Source organism: Streptomyces sp. NPDC059816 (assembly GCF_042732055.1).
GTDB lineage: Bacteria > Actinomycetota > Actinomycetes > Streptomycetales > Streptomycetaceae > Streptomyces.
The window spans coordinates 119784-142215 of sequence record NZ_JBHWIQ010000016.1; the positions used below are offsets into that span (position 1 = coordinate 119784).

The following is a 22432-nucleotide window of genomic DNA, read 5'->3' on the forward strand; positions in this document are numbered from 1 at the left end:
ATGGCCACGACGTTCGCCAAGGCCGCCGACGGTACCCAGACGACCGCTCCCGCGGCGCGGATCGAGCATGTTTCCAAGTCCTTCGCCGGTCCCGCCGGGCCACAGCTCGTCCTGGACGACATCACCCTCGATGTCGCGCCGGGCGAGTTCGTCACCCTCCTGGGGGCCTCGGGATGCGGCAAGTCCACCCTGCTGAACCTGGTCGCCGGGCTGGACAAGCCCACCGGCGGCACGATCAGCACCGAAGGGCGGCCCGCCCTGATGTTCCAGGAGCACGCCCTGTTCCCGTGGCTCACCGCGGGCAAGAACATCGAACTCGCCCTGAAACTGCGGGGCGTGGCGAAGACCAACCGCCGCGACCGGGCGGAGGAGCTGCTGGAGCTGGTCCGGCTGAAGGGCTCCTACGGCAAGCGCGTGCACGAGCTGTCCGGTGGCATGCGGCAGCGGGTCGCGATGGCCCGCGCACTGGCGCAGGACAGTCAACTACTGCTGATGGACGAGCCGTTCGCCGCGCTCGACGCGATCACCCGGGACGTGCTGCACGATGAGCTGACCCGGATCTGGCGCGAGACCAAGGTGTCGGTGCTGTTCGTCACGCACAACGTCCGCGAGGCGGTGCGGTTGGCCGAGCGGGTGGTACTGCTGTCCTCCCGACCGGGCCGGGTGGCGCACACATGGCAGGTCGACATCCCGCAGCCGCGCCGCATCGAGGACAGTGCCGTCGCGGAACTGTCCGTCGAGATCACCGAAAAACTGCGTGGGGAGATCCGCCGCCATGGCCAGCACTGACACGACGGCCGACCAGGACGGTACGGGCTCCGGGAAGGACGGCGCGTCCGCACCCGGCGGGCGTTCCGGCACCGCCTCGGTCACCAAGGAGGGCAAGGCGTCCGCACCGGCCGCCGGGGGCCGCGCAGAGAAGACCCCGGACCTGCACGACCTCGCAGGTGTGGAGGCGGGACTCGACGCACTGGACTCCGTCCAGACCAGCCGCACCCCGCTCCGCGAGACCCTGCTGCGCAAGGTGCTGCCGCCGGTGATCGCGGTGGCGCTGGTGCTGGTGGTGTGGCAGGTCCTGGTCTGGGCCGAAGTCACCGACAGCTACAAGCTCCCCGCCCCGTCCGAGGTCTGGGACGAGGTCGTCACCGCCTGGGAGCGGGGGGTCCTGCTCGAATACATCTGGACCAGCGTTTCGCGGGGTCTGCTGGGCTTCCTGCTGGCGCTCGCGATCGGCACCCCGCTCGGGTTGCTGGTCGCCCGGGTGAAGTTCGTCCGGGCGGCGATCGGGCCGATCCTGTCGGGTCTCCAGTCGCTGCCGTCGGTGGCCTGGGTGCCGCCCGCGGTGATCTGGCTCGGCCTCAACGACCAGATGATGTTCGCGGTCATCCTGCTCGGTGCGGTCCCCTCGATCGCCAACGGGCTGGTCTCCGGCGTCGACCAGGTGCCCCCGCTGTTCCTGCGGGCGGGACGCACCCTGGGCGCCACGGGGCTGCGCCACACCTGGCACATCGTCATGCCGGCGGCCCTGCCGGGCTATCTGGCCGGACTCAAGCAGGGGTGGGCGTTCTCCTGGCGTTCGCTCATGGCCGCGGAGATCATCGCGTCCTCGCCCGAGTTGGGCGTCGGCCTGGGCCAACTCCTCGAGAACGGCCGCAACGCGAGCAGCATGTCGATGGTGTTCCTCGCCATCATCATGATCCTCGTCGTCGGCATCGCGATCGACCTGCTGATCTTCAGTCCGCTGGAGCGGTGGGTGCTGCGCAGCCGCGGTCTGCTGGTGAAGAGCTGATCACATGACCGAACCCGTCCTCCTCGTCATCGCCCACGGCAGCCGCGATCCGCGTCATGCGGCGACCGTCCACGCCCTGGTGGAGCGGGTCCGGGCGCTACGGCCCGGCCTGCGGGTGGAGACCGGCTTCCTGGACTTCAACGTGCCTTCGGTGCCGTCGGTCCTGGAGTCGTTGGCCGCCCGGGGGGTCAGCGAGGTCATCGCGCAACCGCTCCTGCTGACCCGGGCGTTCCACGCCAAGGCGGACATTCCCGCGGTCCTGCGGGAGGCACCGGCGGGGATGCGGGTGCGGCAGGCCGCGGTGCTGGGGCCGTCCCCCCTGCTCACGGCCGCGCTGGAGAGACGGTTGTACGAAGCCGGGCTCACGCCCGGCGACAAGCCCACGACCGGGGTCGTCCTCGCGTCGGCGGGCTCCACAGATCCGGAGGCGATCGCGGTGATCGCAGAAATCGCGCGGGAGTGGCGGCACACCGGTTGGTGCGCCGTGCGGCCCGCGTTCGCCTCCGCGTCCCTTCCCCGCACCGCGGACGCGGTGCGGGCGCTCCGGGCGGAGGGGGTCCACCGGATCGCGGTGGCCCCCTACGTCCTGGCCCCCGGCCTGCTGCCGGACCGGATCGCCCGGGGTGCGGCCGAGGCGGGCGCCGAGGTGCTCGCCGCGGTACTGGGCCCGGCGCCGGAGGTGGCCCGGGTACTGCTCCAGCGGTACGACGCCGCGGTGCGCGCCCCGGGCGGGCACCGCTCCGGGACGGCCGCCGTGGAGGGACGGGTGTCACTCGGGGCCTGACGGTACGCATGCATCCCGTCAGATCGACGCTCCACGCTGATGGCCGCGCACCCCGCCCGGGTGCGCGGCCATCAGCCGTTCCCCCTCGGGGGCGTGCGGTGGTCCTTGACACCGGTCGGGGAAGAATCAGACGCTGACCCCCATGAATTCGAACACCAGTTTCCTTTCGCAGACGCCCTACACCGACCCCGGCCCCCTGGGCGAGGGCGGCATCCTCGATGTGCGGGCCCTGCCCCGGGACCCCTGGGAACTGGCGGGGCTGGTGCGCGGGGTGCTCATCCACATCGCGGAGGCAGCGGCCCGCGACTACGCGATCCCCCTCGAACGGCTCCACGAGGACCCCCAGTCACGCTACGTCTCGGTGATCCTGCGCCTGTTGCGGGAACGCTCCCCCGCGCCCCTCACCGAGGAACGCCCCTACGCCGAAAGGGTCCTGGGGACCTGTCGCGACTTCGCGGTCCTGCACTGTGCGCTGCTGCGCGCCACCGGCACCCCGGCGCGGGTGCGCTGCGGCTTCGCGACCTACTTCCTGAACGGCTACCACGACGACCACTGGGTCACCGAGTACCGACTGCCCGACGGAACCTGGCGACTGACGGACGCCCAGTTGGCGGACGGCCGCTACGACGTGTCGTTCTCCCCCGCGGACGTCCCCCGCGACCGGTTCCTGGTGGGCGCCGACGCGTGGCGGGCCTGCCGCGAGGGTCGCGCCGACCCGACTTCCTTCGGGGTGAGCAGCATCGAGGGGGTCTCGGGTCTGTGGTTCGTCGCCGCGGACACCGTACGGGACCTCGCCGCGCTGAACGGCGTGGAGGCGCTGCCGTGGGACGGCTGGGGCATCGCCGCGGTGGAGGGGGACGAGGACCCCGCGTTCACGGCCGCCGACCGGGAACTCCTGGACCGGGTGGCCGCGGCGACCGCGGCGGACGACCTCCCGCTGCTGCGGCGGCTGTACGCGCACCCCCGGCTGAGGGTGCCCGCGGAGATCCTGTCGTTCACCACGTTCACGGGCGTGCGGCGGGTGACCCTGCCGATCGCCGACTGAGCGGGGCCGCCCCGGCGGTTTCGTCAGCCAGCCAGTCAGCCACGGGTCATCTCCACGAGGCGGATCACGGTGTTCCAGTTGCGGCTGGTGGCCACGGTGTCCCGCCACAGTGCGGGCCGGCCGAGCGCCTCGGCGAGCCGGGAGCGACCGAGGCCGTCGGGGACGTACAGGTACAGCGCCCGGTCCCCGATGCGGAACTCGTCCGGGAGGAACGTCGACCGGTCCAGTGCGGCGAACCGGGCCGCCTCGACCGGCTCCGAGAGGTAGGTGACGTGCAGTTGGCGACCTTCCAGCCCGGCCGTCGGGAAGGGGCAGTCCTCGACCACGGCCCTGAGGTAGGAGTGGTCCCGGACCAGGACCGGCACGGTGAACCCGAAGTGCTCCTCGACGGCCCGGCCGAGTGAGGCGGCCAGAGCGTCGGTGCGGGACTCCGTGGTGACCCCGGCGGCGTTCCGCCCGGCCACGGAGAACACCGCGTTGCCGCTCTGGAGGTGGGTGCGCACGTCCCCGTGGCCGAGCCCTTCGATGAGCCGGCGCAACTCGGCCATGGGAACCTTCCGGTGACCTCCCACGTTGATTCCCCGTAGGAGAGCCGCATACGTCGTCATACGGGTCACCCTAGGGGGCTTGGGGGCCGCTCTCAGGGTCGCCGCGGGCCAAACGGGGCACGGCCCGGGCAGGTTGGGGCGTCGATGCACCCCCGAGTCGGTTCCGCCCTGCCCCTGAGGAAGCTCGGGGTCGGCCGTCCTCCGTCGTGGTGACGGCGCCCCGGCCGCTGGGAGGACATCGGGGCCCCGCCGTTCACCGGGTAGTACGACGTCAACCCCCCTGTCCGCGCCATAACTTCGTGGGAGGCGGCGGCGCACGGCCCCGCCGCGGACGAGGGGGCACATCCCGACATGGGACACAGAGACGTACGCGTGCGGGGATTCGCCGCACGGGCCGGCGGATGGAGCGCCCGGCACAGATGGGCGGCCGTCGGCATCTGGGTGCTGTTCGTGGTCCTGTCCATGGCGGCCGGGTCCGCGGCGGGCCGGGTCGAGGTGTCGTCCAGCGACCAGCTGAAGGGCGAGACCAGTCAGGCCGCCCGCATCATCGAGGACGCGGGCATCGAGGAGCCGGCCAGCGAGTCGGTGCTCGTCCAGGCCAAGGCGCCCGGCGGCAAGGCCACCGACGAGGGGTTCCGCGCCGCGGTGGCCCAGGTGATGGCGGCCGTCCAGGCGACCGGCGAGGTCACCGAGGTGACCTCGCCCTACGACACGCAGAGCATCTCCAAGGACGGTCGCACCGCACTCGTCCAGTTCGACATGCGCGGGGATGGCGAGACGGCCGGCGAGCGGGTCGAACCGGTCCTCAAGGCCGTGGCCGAGGTGCAGAAGGACCACGACGCGCTGCGGATCGAGGAGATCGGCGGCGCCAGCATGAAGAAGACGTTCGACGACGCCTTCGGAGACGACTTCAAGCAGGCCGAGTACTCGGCCGTGCCGGTGGCCCTGGGCATCCTGCTCATCGCGTTCGGCGCGCTGGTCGCCGCGCTGCTGCCGGTCGCGCTCGCCATCACCGCCATCATGGCGACCATGGGGCTGATGGGTGTCGCCAGCCATCTCCAGCCGATGAGCGACACCGCCAACTCGGTGATGCTGCTGGTCGGCCTGGCGGTCGGCGTCGACTACTGCCTGTTCTACCTGCGGCGGGAGCGCGAGGAGCGGGCCGCCGGGCGGGACGCCGCGACGGCGCTACAGATCGCCGCGGCGACCAGCGGCCGGGCCGTGATCGTCTCCGGTGTGACGGTGTGCGTGGCCATGGCCGGCATGATGTTCACCGGGCTTGCGGACTTCCAGGCGATGGGGCTCGCCTCGCTCATGGTCGTCGCGGTCGCGATGGTCGGCTCCGTGACCGTGCTGCCCGCACTGCTGTCCCTGCTCGGCCAGCGGGTCGAGACGGGCCGCATCCCCTTCCTCCACCCCGACAAGCGTCGCAAGCGGACGGGGCGGTCCGGTGCGGACGCCGAGTCCCGGTTCTGGAAGGCGGTCCTGAAGGTCGTCCTGGCCAAGCCCGGGCTGTCCCTGGTGCTGGCGGGCGGGGCACTGCTCGCCGTCGCCGCACCGGCGCTGGGCATGCGCACCCAGGAACTCACCCTGGACCAGGAGTTCGGCGACTCCGTGCCGATCGTCGCCACCTACGACCGGCTGAACGAGGCGTTCCCCGGCGGTTCCGACCCGGCCCAGGTGATCGTCCGGGCGAAGGACGTCGACGCCCCCGAGGTGAAGGCGGCCCTGGCCGACTTCCAGAAGCGCGCCGTGAGTTCCGGTGCCTCGCGCGGCCCGGTCGACATCAAGGTCCACGCCGAGGAGAACGTGGCCGTGGTCTCGGTGCCGCTGGTCGGCGGCTCCGACCAGGACCGGGCCGAGAAGAGCCTCGCCGTCATCCGGGACGAGGTGCGGCCCGCCACGCTCGGTGCGGTCGACGGGGTCGAAGCGCCGGTGACGGGCCAGGTCGCCGGGTCCAAGGACTTCAACGACCAGATGACGGGTTCCGTCGCCCCGGTCTTCGCATTCGTGGTGGTCTTCGCCTTCCTGTTGATGCTGCTGTGCTTCCGTTCGCTGACCATCGCCGTCACCTCGATCGTCCTCAACCTGCTGTCGGTGGGCGCGGCGTACGGCATCCTGGTCGCCGTCTTCCAGCACGGCTGGGGCGCCTCCCTGGTGGGCGCTCAGGGCGTCGGCGCGATCGTCACCTGGCTGCCGCTGTTCCTCTTCGTGATCCTGTTCGGGCTGTCGATGGACTACCACGTGTTCGTGGTCTCCCGGATCCGCGAGGCGAAGACCCGCGGTGACGCCACCCGGGACGCCATCACCCACGGGGTGGTCACCACGGCCGGTGTGGTGACCAGTGCGGCGGTCATCATGGTCGCGGTGTTCGCCATCTTCGGCACGCTGTCGATGCAGTCGATGAAGCAGATGGGCGTGGGTCTCGCGGCGGCCGTGCTGATCGACGCGACCATCATCCGGGGTGTGCTGCTGCCCGCCGTGATGGCCCTGCTGGGGGAGGCCAACTGGTACTTCCCGAAGTGGTTGCGCTGGCTGCCCGATCTGACGCACGACGAGACGCCGGAGCCGATCGCGGCCCCCTCGGCGGCCCGGCCCACCACGGCCGGGGCCACCGACGAAGGGGTGCGGATACCGGTCTAGCGGATACCGGTCCAGGAGCCGGCTGACGGGACCGGGACCGGGTGAGCGGCGGTGCGGGACAGGGCACGGGGCCTGTCCCGCACCCGTCGTGTTCGGGCGGGGTCAGCCCGGGCGCACGGCGCCGGGCAGTTCCGCCTCGATCAGGTCGGCCGCGCGGCGCGTCCCGCCCTCGGCGGTCATGCTCCGCCGGATCTCGGCGAGGCGTCGCGCCACCTCCGGGTCGCCCACCAGGTCGAGCACGGCGGACCGCAGGGCGTCGGCCGTGGCCCGGGCCGTGGGGAGGTGCCGGGCCACCCCGAGGCCCTGGAGCACGTCGGCGTTGCCGAACTGGTCGACGGCCTGCGGGACGGCGACCATCGGGGTCGCGGTTGCCAGGCCCTCCTGGCTGCCGCCGGCTCCCGCATGGGTGACGAAGGCGTCCGCCTGCCGCAGGACCGCGAGTTGCGGCACCCAGGAGTGGACCTCCACGTTGGCGGGGAGCTCGCCGAGTTCCTCCGGCGTCACGAACCTGCCGATCTGGAGGACCAGATGCCAACCGGGCAGGTCCCCGAACGCCTTCACGCACTCCCGGTAGAAGTCGGGCTGTTTGGTGAAGGTCGACCCGAGCGACACCAGCACCACCTTCTGGGCACCGGCCGGGCGCTGCCACGCTCCGGCCTCGCTGCGCTCGCCCTGGCAGGCGCCGACGAAGTCGTACCGGGACGTGTCGACCCGGTCCGCGTTCGGCTGGAGCGCACGCGGGATGAGGACGAGACAGCGGTCGGGTCGCCCGCCGAAGTCCTCCACCGACAGGTCGATGCCGTTCTCCGCGAGCCAGTCGCCGAACGCCTCGTAGTACGCCCTGCCCCGCGGGGTCTGCTTCAGCGGTTCGACCATGGGGCGGGCCACCTCCTCCTCGTACCCCTCCCAGGCCACGATGCCCGGGGAGAGTTGGACGAGGGGGACGTTCCAGCGGTGGGCGAGGACCCGGGCCGGGTACGAGGTGATGTCCTGGAGCACGAGGTCCGGCTCGTCCCCCCGGTAGGCCGCGAGGAGTTGGGGCAGTGCCTGGCGGGCGTCCTCGAAGAACGGTGCGATGTTGTCGATCAGCTCGGTGCCCCAGCCGTCCGGATCGTCGTCGGTGGGCAGGGTCGAGGTCCAGAGCTTGGGCTCCGCGCCGGTCTCGGCGACCTTGTCCGCGAAGGCCGGCGGGATGGCGTAGGTGACCCGGTGACCGCGGGCCACCAACTCCCTGATCACTTCGAGACTCGGGTTCACATGGCCGTGGGCGGCGATGGAGAACATGGCGATGTGGGCACGGCGGGGGGTGGTCATGGCGTCACCATAGACGAGACGATACGTCTCGTGCAATTAGATTCCCGGTCCGCCCCTCACCCACGGGCCCGCCACCGCCTCTCGCCCCTGCGCCGGGCCCGTGCGTCCGCCTGACCGGGCAGGATGCGACACTGACGCGCGACGGGACCCCCACCAGGACGGCGGGCGGACCCGAGGTGTGCGGTGGGATCGGCGGAAGGCTGGGGATGGACGAGGCACGGGCGCGCGAGGTCCTGGACGCTGCACGGCTGCCGTTCGCGGGAACGAACGCCCTGGCGGGCGCGGACGCGGAACTGCTGGCCCTCGGGGAGAACGCCGTGTTCGCGGTGGGCGACCTGGTCGTGAAGGTCGGCCGCGGCCCTCAGCTGCTGGAGCGGGCCCGGCGGGAGTTGGACGTCGCCGCCTGGCTGGCCGCGGCGGGCGTTCCCGCGGTCCGCGCCGCGCAGGCGGACGCCCGGTTGGTGGAGGGCCACCCGGTGACGGTGTGGCACCGGCTGCCGACGGCGGTCCGTCCGGCGCGCGGCGAGGACCTGGCGGTCCTGCTGCGCGAGGTGCACGCCCTTCCCGCGCCGGACGTACCGCTGCCCGGGCGCGACCTCCTCGGCGGGGTGGAGCGTTGGCTACGGCTCGCCGGTGCCGCGATCGACCCCGCCGACGCCGCCTTCCTCCGGGAGCGTCGCGACGGCTTCGCCTCCGCCGCCGCGGCCCTCACCCCCCGACTCGAACCCGGTCCGATCCACGGCGACGCCCTCCCCCGCAACGTCCACGTCGGACCCGACGGTCCGGTGCTGGTCGATCTGGAGACCTTCTCCTACGACCTGCGCGAACACGACCTGGTCGTCATGGCGCTGTCCCACGACCGGTACGGGCTGTCCGCGGACGCGTACGCCGCCTTCACCGACGCGTACGGCTGGGACGTGCGGTCCTGGGACGGCTGCGCGGTCCTCCGGGGCGCCCGGGAGACCGCGAGCTGCGCCTGGGTGGCGCAACACGCCCCGGGCAACCCGAAGGCGCTCGTGGAGTTCCGTCGTCGGGTGGCCTCGCTCCGGGACGGCGACGCGACGGTCCGCTGGCACCCGTTCTGACGGGCCGTCCGGCCCGGCGGGTCGGTGACGGCCCGGCGCTGGACGTCAGGCCGGTGCCAGGCGCCACAGCGAGGTGACCTCCGCCGCACGAGCGGCGTGCAGCGGATCGGCGGTGTCCCGGGCCCGTGGATGCCGCGGCCCGGTGTCGAGCCTGGCCACCACGCGCAGGCCCGCTGCCGCCACCTCGGCCCGTAACGCGCCGCGCGTGCGCAGCCCCAGGTGTTCGGCCAGGTCCGACAGGACCAACCAGCCCTCGCCGCCCGGCCTCAGATGCGCGGGCAGCCAGTACAGGAAGTCGCGGAGCATCCGGCCGCCGGGATCGTAGACGCCCTGCTCCAGCGCCGAGGTGGGCCGGGCCGGAACCCAGGGCGGGTTGCAGACGACGAGGTCCGCGCGGCCGTCGGGGAAGAGGGCGGGGCCCCTGACGTCGACGTGTCCGGCGGGGTGCAGTCGGCGCAGGTTCTCGCGGGCGCAGTCCAGGGCGCGCGGGCTGGCGTCGGTGGCCACGACGCGGTCGACGCCCCGGCCGGCGAGGACGGCGGCGAGCACGCCCGTTCCGGTACCGAGGTCGAAGGCGGTCCGGCGGTCCGTGCCGTGGCCCGCCCGCGGGGGGAGCGGGGCACGGGCGACCAGGTCGACGTACTCGCCCCGGACCGGGGAGAAGACGCCGTAGTGCGGATGGATGCGCGCACCCAGCGCCGGCACCCACACGCCCTCGGTGCGCCACTGGTGCGCTCCGATCACCCCCAGCAGTTCGGTGAGGGAGACCGCCATCGGCTCGGACCGCCGGCCGTACGCCTCGGTGCACGCCCGGCGCACATCGGGAGCCCTGGGCAGTCGGAGTCCGTGTGCGCCCTCCAGGAGGACGAGCAGGCTGCCCCGTACCCGGGCGCGGTGGGTGCGGAACCGGCGGTACTGGTGGAAGGACTGGGCCGGGCCGTCGCCCGGTCGGGGAGGCTTGCGGTCGACCCGGCGGGTCATCGCCCGCAGGAGCTGCTGCGCCTGGGGGTAGTCACCCCGCCACAGCAGGGCGGTCCCCTCGCAGGCCAGCCGGTGTGCGGTGGCGGCCGTCAGCCGGTCGTCGACGGCGATGACGCGACGCGGTGGCGGGGCGGCGCTCTCGGAATGCCAGGGGGCGCTGCGGGGTGCGGGCGCGCCGGGCTCGGTCCAGTGGATCGTGGACACCACGAACTCCTCGTGATCGAAACGTGCGGGGGCACGAAGAGCGCTTCGACGAGGAGCGGGAGCATGCACGGGCCACGGCCCGCGCCATCGCGCGGGTCGGGCCGTCAGGGCTGGTGGGGCTACCGCTCCCGCGTCGAGGCGCGGGGGGTGCGATCGCCGAGGACCATGCCGAGCGTCACGGTGAGCCCTTTCGTCTTCGTTGGAGGAGGGGAACGAGCCTGGCACACGGGCTCCGGCGCGGGCAAACCGCCCCGGCCCGCGGCCCGTCGGCGCCTTCCGCAGCCGCTTGCGGTGCGCCGGTGGGCGCCGCGCGTCTAGACGACGCCGGGTGCCTCGTCGACGAGGTCCCGTAGCGGCCAGGTCGGATCGACGAACGCCGCTGCGTCGCCCTTGCGCCGGAGGAAGCCCTGGAAGTCGGCGGCCCATTCCGCGTACCACTGGATCTGTCGGCCGTGCAGTTCCGCCGGGGCCAGCTCCGCGACCTTGGGGTGCCGGACCGCGATCGCCCGGGCCAGCCGGGCGGCGGCCAGGGCGTCGGCGCCGGCCTCGTGGGCCGTGTCGAGCGCGACGCCGTACTCGGCGCAGACGGCCTCCAGGTTCCGCTTGCCCCGGCGGTAGCGGTCGACGGTCCGGTCGATGGCGTACGGGTCGATCACCGGGGCGGGATCGCGGTCGCCGAGCCTGCTGCGCAGGGAGGGCAGGCCGTACCGGTGCAGTTCGGCGGAGAGCAGGGTGAGGTCGAACGCGGCGTTGTAGGCGACGACCGGCACGCCCGTCCGCCAGTACCCGACGAGGACGTCGGCGATGGCGTCGGCGACCTGGTCGGCGGGCCGGCCCTCGGTCGCCGCCCGCTCCTCGGTTATCCCGTGCACGGCGACGGCTTCCGCCGGTATCGGTACGCCGGGATCGGCCAACCACTCGCGCCGTCCGAGTACCCGGCCCTCCTTCACCTCGATGACCGCCGCCGTGACGATGCGCGAGGTGCGCGGGTCCGTCCCGGTCGTCTCCAGGTCGAAGCCGATCAGCAGCCCTTGGTGCCAGCTCATGGGACCCCCTCCTTCGTGGTGCTTTCCCCCAGTGGCCTCACCTTTGCACGGGCCACTGACAACCAGGTGCCCAGGTCGAGGTCCCGACAGTCAGGAGACCGGCCGGGAGTCGGTCCACGCCAGGTCGAACTCCTCGCGGTACGTCTCGAACAGGGAGCCTTCATCCGATTCGTCCGGCTTCAGCAGGCGACCGCCGCCCCGGAGGACGAGTACCGGGGCCTCCATGCCGCGGGCCCGCCGCAGATAGCTCTGCACGACCCCGACGCCGTCCGCGCCGTCACCGTTCACCAGGTAGGAGGTGAACCGCGGGGTCTCGTCGAAGACCTGGATCTCGAAGGCCCCCGGGTCCCGCAGCCGGGAGCGCACCCGTCGCATGTGCAGGATGTTCATCTCCACGGAGCGGCTGAGCTCGCCCCGCTTGAGTCCCAGCTCCCGTTCGCGGCGCTTGATGGCGCTGGAGGCGGGGCTCAGGAAGAGCAGCCGCACCCGACACCCCGACTCGGCGAGCCGCACCAGCCGCCGTCCGGAGAAGTTCTGCACCAGCAGGTTGAGCCCGATGCCTATCGCGTCCAGGCGGCGGGCGCCGCCGAAGATGTCCTCGGCAGGGAACCGGCGCAGCAGGCGCACCCGGTCCGAGTGGACCGCGACCACGTCCGCGTAGCGGTCGCCGACGAGGTCCTCGACGGCGTCCACCGGCAGCCGGTGGCGGGAGGGTGTGTCGGCGCCCGCGCCGAGCATCTCCAGGAGGCGCGACGAGGCGCGCTCGGCCTGTGCGAGGACCGCCTCCGACAGGGCCCGGTTGCGGGAGACCACGTTGCGGGTGACCTCCAGCTCGTCGAGGGCGAGTTCGACGTCGCGGCGGTCGTCGAAGTACGGCTCGAAGCAGGGCCAGTGCTGGACCATCAGCTCGCGTAGCTGCGGAAGCGTAAGAAAGCTCAGCACATTGTCGTCGGCGGGGTCCAGCAGATAGCCCTTGCGACGGCTGACCTCCCGTACGGCGACGGCGCGCTGCACCCACTCCTGGCCGGCGGGCCCGGCGGCGGCGACGACCCAGTCGTCACCGTGCACGGGCTCGTAGACGGGGCGCAGCACGGCGGCCACGACCGCGCGCAGCCGCTGTTCCACCAGGTTCAACCAGATGTAGGCCCGCCCCGCGCGCTGGGCGCGGGTGCGGACCTCGCTCCACTGCTCGGCGCCCCAGTCCAGTTCGGGTCCGATCTGTGATCCCGTCTCCATCGGACGGGCCAGGGACACCGCTCCGGGTGGGACCTCTGCGGAGCCCTCCTGTGGACCGCCGTCACCAGGAGGCAGCTCCCGCCCGCCCGAGCTCACCTGCCGCACCGCCTTCCGCACCCCTTGTGACCCCCCTGGTCAACGATCAAGGAAGGGTACTCCGGGAGCGGTCGGCGGTGCAGCCCGATGGGAAGGGTGGTGGATTCCCGTGCGGACGGGTTGACGGCTAGTCGAGCGGGCCGACGTTGCCGTTGCGGTTCTTGAGGTCGTCCGGGGTGAGCGGGTTCATGGCCGTCACGTCACGCGGCACGAGCGAGAAGCCCTGCCAGTGGACCGGCATGGGCTCCTGGTCCTCGTCCCTGGCTATGTGGTGGAAGCCGATGTTGACCCAGGTGACGGGGTTCTTGAGGGCCTGACCGTTGGTCCACTTGTCGACGCTGTTGGGCGTGCCGGTCGGGCAGCTCGGGTTGCCGCTCGCGTACTTCTCGCACTTCTTGTACTCCGTGAAGTACACGTCGCGCTTGGTGAACGACCGGCCCGGGAACTTGTCGGTGCGGCCCGGCACGATCTCGTAGCTGCGCGGGTGACCGTCCTTGTTCTTGCCGGTGGTGCTGACCAGCCGCCACCAGCGCATGCTCTTGGCGTCACCGCCGAGTTCCTTGGTGACGGGGGTGCGCTTGGTCTTGGTGATCGGGCTGCGACCGCCGCTCGCCGGGGTCACCGTGGAGTCGTACTGCTCGACCTTGTTCTTGGTGTTGCCGTCGAGCGCGCTGTCGATGCGCCAGAACACGTTGTGGCTGTGGCTCTCGGCGTACGCGGAGGCGTTCTTGCCGATGGGCCAGCCCTGGCTGTCGCCCCCGTCGTAGTCGAACGGGGAGAGCATGCCGGTGGCGCCGACGTTCGAGGAGATGGTGCCGTCGGAGGAGAAGCGCCACTCGGTGATGTACTCGTACCAGGACGCCTTGTTGATCGAGTAGACCAGCAGGTCCTTGCCCTGGGCCTGCCAGACCTTGCTGCCCGAGTCGTTGGCGAGACGGTAGGCGTGGCCCCGGGCGCGGGTGGTGGTGCACAGGCCCTTCACGTTGCCGCGGTCGGGGACCTTGACGGTGCGGATGGTGCCGCCGGGGCACTCGCCGGTCTTGAGGTTCTGGAGGTCGTAACCGAAGGTCGTGGCGGTCAGGTCCTCGTACTCGTTCTTGCCGTCGTCGTACGGCACGTGGATCTGGGCGAGCCGGGCGCTGTTGAGCACCCGGATGGGACGCGCTTCGCCCTTGGGCTGGTAGGTGACCTTGTCCAGGACGACGCCGGCCAGCGGGTCGTAGCGCCAGCACATGCGCCAGGTGGTGCCGCCGTCGAGCTTCTGCTCGATGCGGTAGGCGGCGCTACAGTCGGCGGCCGGAGCCGGTGCGTTGCGCGGTGCCTGCGGGGCGGCCTGGGCGGTGCCCACGGCGGTGCTGCCCATGAGCGCGGTCACGGCGAGGGCCAGTCCGGCGCCCTTGTGGGCACGCGAGATTCTGTGGTCGAGCATCGGGAAGAAACTCCTCGTCGAGAGGGAGGCAGGAAGAGGGTCAGCCGAGGCGGCCGACGGTGCGCGCGCTCAGGTTGACGACGCTCGCGCGGGTGTCGAACCAGGGCCCGTCCTTGACCTTGAAGACGACGCTGATGCAGCGGTCCTTGCCGCAGTCCTTCAGCCCGGCCGGGACCTTCATCGTGGTCTGCTTCGTGAAGATCATGCCGCTGAGTTCCGCCTGGCCGGGCTCGGTCAGTTCCTTGCCGGTGGCGTGGCGGAAGTCCTTCTTCAGGTCCTTGCCGAGCGGGTGGGCGATCAGCACGCGCGCCGCCTCCGCCAGCTCGTCCCGGCTCGGCGGCGGCTGCGCGCCCTTCGCGGTGACGGTGTCCACGACCTTGCCGGAGGACAGGTCCACCGTCTTGGTGACGGTGGCCTCCTTCTCGTAGTCGTAGAACACGACCTCGGCCCTGCGCTTGCTCTCGGTGGCCGGCGCGTTCGGGTCCGGCTCCTGGAGGTTGGTGTACAGGTGCTCCGGGCCCTTGGCCCCCTCGGCGTTCCGGGCGGACCGCTGGAGGTCGCCGGTCGCGGCGAGCTGCTCGGCCTGCTGGAGTTCGTCGTCGGTCAGCGGGTCGCTGCCGATGCCCTTCTCCCCCTCGGCGGGAGCCGGCACCACGTCGGCGGGCGGCGGGGTCGTCGTGCTCCCCGAGTCCGCCGGCGCCTGCGAGCCGTCCGCCGCCTTGTTCCGGTCCCCGTTCGCCGCCGCGTCGGCGCCGCCGTCCTGACCCGATGCCCGCCCCTGCTCCTGGCTCTGGGCGGGACGGTCGTCGGCCGCCTCGTCCGCGCCGGCCATTCCGGGAAGGGTGACGGCCACCATCACGGCCGTCCCCGCGACGGCGATCGCTCCGCCCGCCATGACCTTCCCGACATGGCGTCTCACCAATTGACGCACTGTTTCCCCCAACTCCCCCGTGTGTGAACCCGTCTGTCGACCGGGTTTGCGGTCACCCGGTAGGACGGACCGGGGTCCTAGGAGGTTGCCTGGATCTCGGGAAGACTCTGCCCCCGGTGGCCCCGAGGACGAAGGGCCAGGAACCAGAAAGGGGAAGAGACTCCCCCATGCAGGTCTGGCCCGGACAGGCGTATCCGCTGGGTGCCGCGTACGACGGCGCCGGCACGAACTTCGCGGTCTTCTCGGAGGCCGCGCACCGCATCGAACTGTGCCTGCTGCACGACGACGGTTCCGAGACGGCGGTGGAACTGCGCGAGACCGATGCGTTCGTGCGCCACGCCTATCTGCCCGGAGTGATGCCGGGTCAGCGTTACGGGTTCCGCGCGCACGGCCCCTACGCACCCGAACGGGGGGTGCGCTGCAATCCGGCGAAGCTGCTCCTCGACCCGTACGCGCGCGCGGTGAGCGGGGCGGTCGACTGGGGCGAGGAGGTGTACGGCTACCGCTTCGGGGCGCCGGACCGCCGCAACGACCTCGATTCGGCCCGGCACACGATGGCCTCGGTCGTGGTGAACCCCTACTTCGACTGGGGGGACGACCGTCCGCCCCGTACGGAGTACCACCGCACCGTCATCTACGAGGCCCATGTGAAGGGCCTGACGATGAGCCATCCGGCCCTGCCGGACGAGCTGCGCGGGACGTACGCGGCGCTGGCGCACCCGGCGGTCCTGGAGCACCTGACCGAGCTGGGGGTGACCGCACTGGAGCTGATGCCGGTGCACCAGTTCGTCAACGACCACCGGCTCGTCGACATGGGTCTGGGCAACTACTGGGGCTACAACACCATCGGTTTCTTCGCCCCCCACAACGCGTACGCCTCCTGGGGGGACCGGGGCCAGCAGGTGCTGGAATTCAAGTCGGCCGTGCGGGCCCTGCACACGGCGGGGATCGAGGTGATCCTGGACGTGGTGTACAACCACACGGCGGAGGGCAACCACCTCGGCCCGACGCTCTCCTTCCGCGGCCTCGACAACGCGTCCTACTACCGTCTCGGTGAGAGCCGGCGCCACTACACCGACACCACGGGCACCGGGAACTCGCTGCTGATGCGCTCCCCGCACGTCCTCCAGCTGATCATGGACTCGCTGCGGTACTGGGTCACCGAGATGCACGTCGACGGCTTCCGCTTCGACCTGGCCGCGACCCTGGCCCGGCAGTTCCACGAGGTGGACCGGTTGTCGTCCTTCTTCGACCTGGTCCAACAGGACCCGGTGGTCTCCCGGGCGAAGTTGATCGCCGAACCCTGGGACCTGGGCGAGGGCGGCTACCAGGTCGGCAAGTTCCCCCCGCTGTGGACGGAGTGGAACGGCAAGTACCGCGACACGGTGCGCGACCTGTGGCGCGGCGAGCCGCGGCGGCTCGCGGAGTTCGCGTCGCGGCTGACCGGCTCGTCCGACCTCTACCAGGACGACGGCCGCCGGCCGCTGGCCTCCATCAACTTCGTCACCTGCCACGACGGCTTCACCCTGCGCGACCTGGTCTCCTACGACGAGAAGCACAACGAGGACAACGGCGAGGACAACCGGGACGGCGAGAACCACAACCGTTCCTGGAACTGCGGGGTGGAGGGCGAGAGCGACGACCCGGGAGTGCGGGCCCTGCGGGAACGGCAGATGCGCAACCTGGTCGCCACCCTGATGTTGTCCCAGGGGGTGCCGATGCTCAGCCACGGCGACGAGTTCGCCCGCACCCAGCGGGGCAACAACAACGCCTACTGCCAGGACGGCGAGCTGTCCTGGGTGCGGTGGCCCGGTGGACCGACCGCCGGCGCCGGCGGGGAAGGGGACCCGGAGGACGAGCTCGCCGCCCGTCAGCTCGCCTTCACCCGGGCCATGGTGTGGCTGCGGCGCGACCATCCGGTCTTCCGCAGACGACGGTTCTTCCGCGGACGCCCGGCCCAGGACACCCAGGGCGAGTTGTCGGACCTGGTCTGGTTCACCCCGGAGGGTGAGGTGATGCGCCAGCGGGACTGGAGCGCGGCCCAGGCCCGTGCGTTGAGCGTGTTCCTGAACGGCGACGCGATCTCCGAGCCCGGCCCCCGGGGGGAACCCGTCCGCGACGATTCGTTCCTGCTGATGTTCAACGCCTCCCCCGAGCCCCTGGACTTCGTGGTCCCGCCCGACCACGGACACCGGTGGTGCACCGTGGTCGACACCGCCCACCCCTCGGGCGTCCCCCCGAGGGGCGCGGACGGGGTCAAGGCCGGGGACCGGCTGACCCTGCTGGACCGGAGCCTGGTGGTGCTCCAGCGGGCCGTCTGACCCGGCCCCGCCCGCGCCGGAACGAGGACCGGACGGCGTACCGCTGCGCCACCTGACCGGTCGGGGTGACAGGGAGCCCGCCCGGGCGGGTACGTACGTCCCCATGACGCCTCAGCCCGCCGAGCCCCGTGTCCCCGCACCGCCGACCGCCACGTACCGCCTCCAGCTCCAGCCCTCGTTCCCGTTCGCCGCGGCCGAGGCGGCCGTGCCCCATCTGGCCGCGCTCGGCGTCTCCCACCTGCACCTGTCCCCGGTCCTGGAGGCCGTGCCGGGGTCCACCCACGGCTACGACGTCGTGGACCACGGGCGGGTGCGCGACGAGCTGGGCGGCGAGGACGGGCTGCGGAAGCTGGCGCACACCGCACGGGGGCACGGGCTGGGGCTGGTCGCCGACATCGTGCCCAACCACATGGCGGCGCTGCCCCGGCTGAACCGGCCGCTGTGGGAGACCCTGCGCGACGGCCCGGCGTCCCCCTTCGCCGGCTGGTTCGACATCGACTGGGAGGCCCAGGGCGGACGCGTGCTCCTCCCGGTGCTGGGACGCAGGATCGGTGACGAGCTCGACTCGCTCCAGGTCGACGGGGGCGTCCTGCGCTACCACGAGCACGCCTTCCCGTTGCGGCCCGGCACCGAGGGGCTGCCGCTGGAGCGGCTGTTGGACGCCCAGTGGTACCGGCTCGGGTGGTGGCGGCTGGCCCGCACCGAACTGAACTACCGCCGCTTCTTCACCGTGGCGGACCTGATCGCGGTCCGGGTCGAGGACCCCGAGGTGTTCCGCGCGACCCACGCCAAGGTGCTCGACCTGGTGCGCGAAGGGGTGCTGGAGGGCCTGCGCGTCGACCACCCGGACGGGCTCGCCGACCCCGGGACGTACCTGGGCCGGCTGCACGAGGCGACCGCGGGACGGTGGACGGTCGTGGAGAAGATCCTCACCGCGGGCGAGCGGCTGCCGGCGTCCTGGCCGGTCGCCGGGACCACCGGGTACGACTCGCTGCGGCAGGTGGACGGCCTGTTCACCGACCCGGCGGGGTCCCGGGAACTCCTGCACCAGTACCGCAGGTTCGTCGCGCCCCCGGCCGACCGGGGCGGCCACTGGGAGGACACCGTCCGCAGGGCCGCCCACCGGGTGGTCAACCGGGAGCTGGCCACCGAGGTGGAGCGCCTCACCCGCGCCTGCACCCGACTGTGCGCGGCGGACCCGGTGCTGCGCGACCACGCGCCGTGGGCCCTGCGCACGGCGATCCGGGAACTGTTGGTCCGGCTGCGCGTGTACCGGCCCTACGGGGGCGCGGACCTGGCGCGGGTGCTGTCCGAGGAGTCCGTGCGCGAGGCCAGGGCGGCGTTCGCGGTGCCCCAGGAGGCGGCGGCCGTGGACGCCGTGCGGTCGCTGCTGGCGGGTGGGCCCGGCGACGACACCCCCGAGCGGCCCGAACGGCACGAACGGCCCGCCGGGGCCGAGCAGTCCGACGGGTCACACGGGTCCGACGGGTCCGAACGGTCGGCGTTCCGGGCGAGGTTCGCGCAGACCGCGTCCGCGCTGCACGCCAAGTCGGTCGAGGACACCGCCTTCTACCGGTTCGCCGCCCTGCTGTCGGCCACCGAGGTGGGGGGCGCCCCGGACGCGCCCGCACTGCCGGTCGACGCCTTCCACGCGCACGCCGCGCACCTCCAACGCGACTGGCCCCTCACCGGGACGGTGCTGTCCACCCACGACACCAAGCGGAGCGCGGACGTCCGGCTCCGGATCGCGGCCCTGACCGAGCGCCCGGACCGGTGGGCGGACCTGCTCGCGGAGCTGACGGAACGCTCCGCGCGCCCCCCGGGCCTCCCGGCGCCCGACCCGCAGGTCGCGTGGGTGGCGTGGCAGTCGGCCGTCGGGCTCGGCTTCCCCGGCGACGGCCGACTGGCGGGGGCCGTGCTCAAACACGTGCGTGAGGCGGGGCTGCGCACCTCGTGGACGGAGCCGGACCCGGTCTACGAGCGGGCGGTCGAGGACTTCGTGGCGGCGGGGCCCGGCGGCGGGGCGCCCGAGCGGGTCACCGCCCTGCTGGCGGAGCTGGCGCCGCAGGTGCGGGTCAACGTACTGGGCGCCGCGCTGTTGCACCTGACCATGCCGGGCGTACCGGACCTCTACCAGGGAACCGAGCGGGAGTACCTGGCCCTGGTGGACCCCGACAACCGGCGCCCGGCGCACTTCGCTCCGGCCGGGCCGCCGCCGACCGACGCCGGGGTGGTCGGGCCCGGGCTGTCCGCCGAGAAGACCTCCCTGACGACGACGGCGCTGCGGCTGCGCCGACGGCACCCGGACGCCTTCGGCGAAGGGGCCACGTACACGCCCCTGTACGCCACGGGGCACGCCGCGGACCACTGGGTCGCCTTCGTGCGCTCCGGGGGCGCCCAGCAGGTGCTGGTGGCCGTCACCCGACTGTCCGCACGGCTCGCCGGAGCGGGCGGCTGGGGCGCCAGCGAGGTGGAGCTCCCGGACGGCAGCTGGCGCGATCTCCTGGTCCCGGGGCGCGAGTTCGCCGGGACCGTCCCGGTGGCGGCCCTGTTGTCGGAACTACCGGTGGCCCTGCTCGCCCGCGGGACGGACCCCGTTCCCTGACGGCCGGCCCTGCCCGGTGGCGGGCCGTGCGGGTGCGGTGACGGGAGTGGCCCAGGCGGCGCGGGCACGCCCCCTCCGTACGGCGGGACTACGCCCGACCGCGGAGCCCGCCCGTACGGTCGAAGGAGTGCATTGACCGGTCGCCCGCCCTGAACTCCTTGACAGTGAACGGGACCCGTGGACTACTGCGCATGCGTCGGCAGGAGGACCAAACGGGGGTGAGTCACCTGACGGAGCAGCGCTACCCCACGGTCGCGGAAGTGGTCGCGGCGGCCCGGAGCATGGCGGCCGGTCGGCCGGACGTGAGCAGGTTGCGGCAGGTCGGCACCTCGCGCGCGGGAAGACCGATCCATCTGCTGTCGGTGGGCGGCGCGGGCCCGGCGGTGCTCGTGGTCGCGGGGGCCCACGCCAATGAGCCGACCGGCGGTTCGACCGTGCTGCGGCTGGCCGAACTGACCCTGCGCGACGCGTCGTTGCGCGCCGACACCGCTTGGCACTTCCTGCTCTGCGCCGACCCGGACGGGGCCCGGCTGCACCGCACCCCCGCGCCGCGCTCCCTGTGGGAGTACCACCGGCACTTCTTCCGCCCGGCCGGCCCCGAACAGCCGGAGTGGGCGCCCTCCGTGCTGCCGCCCGACCGGCTGCCCCCGGAGACCCGCACCCTGACGGCGGTCATCGACGAGGTGCGGCCCTACCTCCAGGTGTCCCTGCACGGCACGGACCTGGGGGGCAGCTGGGTGCAGCTCACCCGGGACGTGCCCGGACTGGTGGAGCCCTTCGTCAAGTCCGCCGCGGACCTGCACATCCCGGTGGAGGCCGGCCCCTCGGACGCGGCCGGCTGGCCGGCCTCCGGCCCGGGCGTCCATGTGATGCCTCCGCCGGGCTCGCACCCGGTGTTCCCCAGCATGCCCGACGACGTCCGGCTCAGCACCTGGCACCGGGCGCACCGGTACGGCGGCCTCACCGCGGTCGTCGAGGTGCCCATGTGGGCGAGCGAACTCGTGGGGGACCCCGCTCCGCACCCCGCGCCCGGGCGGGAGCTGCACCGGTTGTCCCTGCGGCTGCGGGCCGACGCCCGGGTGGTGGAGGAGTTCCTGCGGGAGGCGGCGCCCCGGCTGCCCCGCTCGGACGGTGCCCTGTTGCGGGCGGCGCGGTGGGCCCTGGAGCTCGTGCCGGGACTGGCCGACGACTGGTCGGGGCCGCCGCCGGGCAACGCCGGGGCCGCGTACGTGGGGAGCGTCGACGCCTTCGGCCGGCGCGTGCCGCTCCGGGCCGCCGCGATGCTGCTGCGCGTCCTGAAGGGCATCGACGACCGGGCGGCGCCGCGGCTGGAACAGGTGGTCACCCACTGGTGCGAGGCGTTCGCGGAGCGGTTCCGGGCGCGGTGGGTGCCGGTGGAGCACCAGGTGGAGCACCAGACGCGCACGGTGCTCGCCGCGGCCCGGCACGCCCGCGCGATCCGGTCCCGGTAGTTCCTCGCCGGTGGGTGTGCACGGCCGCGGCGACGCGGTCGGCCCCGGAGCGGGAGCGGCCGGGGGCGACCGCTCCCGGAACGCCCGGGGTCGCCTATGGGGGCAGCACCCGTACGAAGATCGGCACCAACTGGTAGTCCGTTCCAACGGAGTTCGCCCCGGTGCCGGCCCCGGTCCGCACAGGTCGCGGCCCCCGGGCCCTGCCGAGGGTTCGGGGGCACCGCGGTCAGCCGGCGGTCACCCGGAAGGTCAGGTGCCCGAAGCCGACGTGGTCCCCGTCCCGCACCACGGCGGAGCCGACGACCCGCCGCCCGTTCACGGTGGTCCCGTTGGTCGACCCCAGGTCGTGCAGCACCCACAGTCCGCCGCGGTGGACCAGCTCCGCGTGCACGCGGGACACCGTCTCGTGGTTCAGCCGCAGCCCGTTGCCGGGGTCCCTGCCTATCCGCAGCGGCTGGTCGCCCGAGTACCCCGGCAGGAGCAGCTTGGGCAGCCGCTCGCCCTGCCACGCCCTGCGCATCCGCTCGGTGAAGCCCGAGACGGCCGACACCCCGCCGAGCACCGCCTGCGTCCAGCGGCGCTCGCTCCGCAAGTCGGCGGTGAGGGCGACGAGTTCTTCGGCGTGCCGGGCGACGAGGGCGAGTTCCATCCGCCGCAGGTAGGTGTCCTGGGACAGCCGGCCCTGGGCGACCCCGTCCCGCAGGGCGGTCAGCGCCCGGTCGCGGTCGGTGTCGGAGACCCGGGCGACGGGGGAGAACGGCTCGGCGGGCACCGCGGACACGGACGGCACTGGCCGCGGGAAGGACTCGGAGGACGACGTCACAGGACCGATTGTCGGACAGCGCGCCCCGAGGTGTCCACAAGCGGGCCGGGACACGGGATCTCCTCGAACGGCGGTGCCTC

At 72.8% G+C, this 22432-nt stretch carries 17 protein-coding genes; 9 read left to right on the forward strand and 8 right to left on the reverse strand.

Going from position 1 to position 22432, the window contains the following annotated elements; all coding sequences use genetic code 11:
- The 4 genes from ACFV88_RS21795 (at position 1) to ACFV88_RS21810 (ending at position 3618) form a co-directional block, all read left to right on the forward strand.
- Positions 1-789, forward strand: coding sequence for an ABC transporter ATP-binding protein (locus tag ACFV88_RS21795; RefSeq protein ID WP_385493361.1), 789 nt, complete (start codon positions 1-3; stop codon positions 787-789).
- Positions 776-1789 carry an ABC transporter permease gene (locus ACFV88_RS21800; protein ID WP_385493363.1) on the forward strand — a complete coding sequence of 338 codons (1014 nt, stop codon included), beginning with the start codon at positions 776-778 and terminating at the stop codon, positions 1787-1789. Before ACFV88_RS21795 ends, ACFV88_RS21800 begins: the two co-directional genes overlap by 14 nt.
- Before the next feature lie 4 nt (positions 1790-1793).
- Positions 1794-2573, forward strand: coding sequence for a sirohydrochlorin chelatase (locus tag ACFV88_RS21805; RefSeq protein ID WP_385493364.1), 780 nt, complete (start codon positions 1794-1796; stop codon positions 2571-2573).
- 142 nt (positions 2574-2715) lie between these two features.
- On the forward strand, positions 2716-3618 hold the full coding sequence (locus tag ACFV88_RS21810; protein ID WP_385493366.1) for a transglutaminase-like domain-containing protein: 903 nt from the start codon (positions 2716-2718) through the stop codon (positions 3616-3618).
- Positions 3619-3653: 35 nt separating this feature from the next.
- On the opposite strand, the gene ACFV88_RS21815 is transcribed toward ACFV88_RS21810, so the two are convergent.
- Entirely contained in the window at positions 3654-4226 is a 573-nt protein-coding gene (locus ACFV88_RS21815) for a DUF1697 domain-containing protein (RefSeq protein ID WP_385493368.1), read from the reverse strand.
- 291 nt (positions 4227-4517) lie between these two features.
- Here ACFV88_RS21815 and ACFV88_RS21820 point away from each other — a divergent pair, with 291 nt between their 5' ends.
- A complete protein-coding gene (locus tag ACFV88_RS21820) occupies positions 4518-6809 on the forward strand; it encodes an MMPL family transporter (RefSeq protein ID WP_385493369.1) in 2292 nt (763 codons plus the stop codon).
- A gap of 102 nt (positions 6810-6911) precedes the next feature.
- On the opposite strand, the gene mgt is transcribed toward ACFV88_RS21820, so the two are convergent.
- Positions 6912-8123 (reverse strand): macrolide-inactivating glycosyltransferase, encoded by a 1212-nt coding sequence (gene mgt, locus ACFV88_RS21825; protein ID WP_385493371.1) that lies wholly within the window; start codon positions 8121-8123, stop codon positions 6912-6914.
- 206 nt (positions 8124-8329) lie between these two features.
- Between mgt and ACFV88_RS21830 the strand changes: the two genes are divergently transcribed.
- On the forward strand, positions 8330-9208 hold the full coding sequence (locus ACFV88_RS21830) for a phosphotransferase enzyme family protein (protein WP_385493372.1): 879 nt from the start codon (positions 8330-8332) through the stop codon (positions 9206-9208).
- A 45-nt stretch (positions 9209-9253) separates the two neighbouring features.
- On the opposite strand, the gene ACFV88_RS21835 is transcribed toward ACFV88_RS21830, so the two are convergent.
- From ACFV88_RS21835 to ACFV88_RS21855, 5 genes are all read right to left on the reverse strand, one after another.
- Entirely contained in the window at positions 9254-10393 is a 1140-nt protein-coding gene (locus tag ACFV88_RS21835) for a methyltransferase (RefSeq protein WP_385493373.1), read from the reverse strand.
- A 314-nt stretch (positions 10394-10707) separates the two neighbouring features.
- Positions 10708-11439 carry a 3'-5' exonuclease gene (locus ACFV88_RS21840; RefSeq protein WP_385493374.1) on the reverse strand — a complete coding sequence of 244 codons (732 nt, stop codon included), beginning with the start codon at positions 11437-11439 and terminating at the stop codon, positions 10708-10710.
- A 90-nt stretch (positions 11440-11529) separates the two neighbouring features.
- On the reverse strand, positions 11530-12771 hold the full coding sequence (locus ACFV88_RS21845; RefSeq protein WP_385493446.1) for an SAV2148 family HEPN domain-containing protein: 1242 nt from the start codon (positions 12769-12771) through the stop codon (positions 11530-11532).
- 127 nt (positions 12772-12898) lie between these two features.
- Positions 12899-14200 carry a copper amine oxidase gene (locus ACFV88_RS21850; protein ID WP_385493376.1) on the reverse strand — a complete coding sequence of 434 codons (1302 nt, stop codon included), beginning with the start codon at positions 14198-14200 and terminating at the stop codon, positions 12899-12901.
- 40 nt (positions 14201-14240) lie between these two features.
- Positions 14241-15119 carry a Tat pathway signal sequence domain protein gene (locus ACFV88_RS21855; protein ID WP_385493377.1) on the reverse strand — a complete coding sequence of 293 codons (879 nt, stop codon included), beginning with the start codon at positions 15117-15119 and terminating at the stop codon, positions 14241-14243.
- 179 nt (positions 15120-15298) lie between these two features.
- On the opposite strand from ACFV88_RS21855, the gene glgX reads away from it, so the two are divergent.
- The 3 genes from glgX to ACFV88_RS21870 all read left to right on the forward strand — a co-directional run bounded on the left by glgX (position 15299) and on the right by ACFV88_RS21870 (position 21529).
- Entirely contained in the window at positions 15299-17452 is a 2154-nt protein-coding gene (gene glgX / locus ACFV88_RS21860) for a glycogen debranching protein GlgX (protein ID WP_385493378.1), read from the forward strand.
- Between the two features lie 103 nt (positions 17453-17555).
- The gene (treY, locus tag ACFV88_RS21865; RefSeq protein ID WP_385493379.1) at positions 17556-20057 is read left to right on the forward strand and encodes a malto-oligosyltrehalose synthase; all 2502 of its coding nucleotides are present in this window, start codon (positions 17556-17558) and stop codon (positions 20055-20057) included.
- 218 nt (positions 20058-20275) lie between these two features.
- Complete coding sequence (locus tag ACFV88_RS21870) at positions 20276-21529, forward strand: M14 family zinc carboxypeptidase (protein WP_385493380.1); 1254 nt, start codon at positions 20276-20278, stop codon at positions 21527-21529.
- Positions 21530-21755: 226 nt separating this feature from the next.
- On the opposite strand, the gene ACFV88_RS21875 is transcribed toward ACFV88_RS21870, so the two are convergent.
- On the reverse strand, positions 21756-22301 hold the full coding sequence (locus ACFV88_RS21875) for an FHA domain-containing protein (RefSeq protein ID WP_385493447.1): 546 nt from the start codon (positions 22299-22301) through the stop codon (positions 21756-21758).
- Positions 22302-22432: the final 131 nt, after the last annotated feature.

Excerpts from the sequence above, each read along its gene's own strand:
- ACFV88_RS21795 (WP_385493361.1), top strand. The coding sequence starts at position 1 with ATGGCCACGACGTTCGCCAAGGCCGCCGACGGTACCCAGACGACCGCT.
- ACFV88_RS21800 (WP_385493363.1), top strand. The coding sequence starts at position 776 with ATGGCCAGCACTGACACGACGGCCGACCAGGACGGTACGGGCTCCGGG.
- ACFV88_RS21805 (WP_385493364.1), top strand. The coding sequence starts at position 1,794 with ATGACCGAACCCGTCCTCCTCGTCATCGCCCACGGCAGCCGCGATCCG.
- ACFV88_RS21810 (WP_385493366.1), top strand. The coding sequence starts at position 2,716 with ATGAATTCGAACACCAGTTTCCTTTCGCAGACGCCCTACACCGACCCC.
- ACFV88_RS21815 (WP_385493368.1), bottom strand. The coding sequence starts at position 4,226 with ATGACGACGTATGCGGCTCTCCTACGGGGAATCAACGTGGGAGGTCAC.
- ACFV88_RS21820 (WP_385493369.1), top strand. The coding sequence starts at position 4,518 with ATGGGACACAGAGACGTACGCGTGCGGGGATTCGCCGCACGGGCCGGC.
- mgt (WP_385493371.1), bottom strand. The coding sequence starts at position 8,123 with ATGACCACCCCCCGCCGTGCCCACATCGCCATGTTCTCCATCGCCGCC.
- ACFV88_RS21830 (WP_385493372.1), top strand. The coding sequence starts at position 8,330 with ATGGACGAGGCACGGGCGCGCGAGGTCCTGGACGCTGCACGGCTGCCG.
- ACFV88_RS21840 (WP_385493374.1), bottom strand. The coding sequence starts at position 11,439 with ATGAGCTGGCACCAAGGGCTGCTGATCGGCTTCGACCTGGAGACGACC.
- ACFV88_RS21850 (WP_385493376.1), bottom strand. The coding sequence starts at position 14,200 with ATGCTCGACCACAGAATCTCGCGTGCCCACAAGGGCGCCGGACTGGCC.
- glgX (WP_385493378.1), top strand. The coding sequence starts at position 15,299 with ATGCAGGTCTGGCCCGGACAGGCGTATCCGCTGGGTGCCGCGTACGAC.
- treY (WP_385493379.1), top strand. The coding sequence starts at position 17,556 with ATGACGCCTCAGCCCGCCGAGCCCCGTGTCCCCGCACCGCCGACCGCC.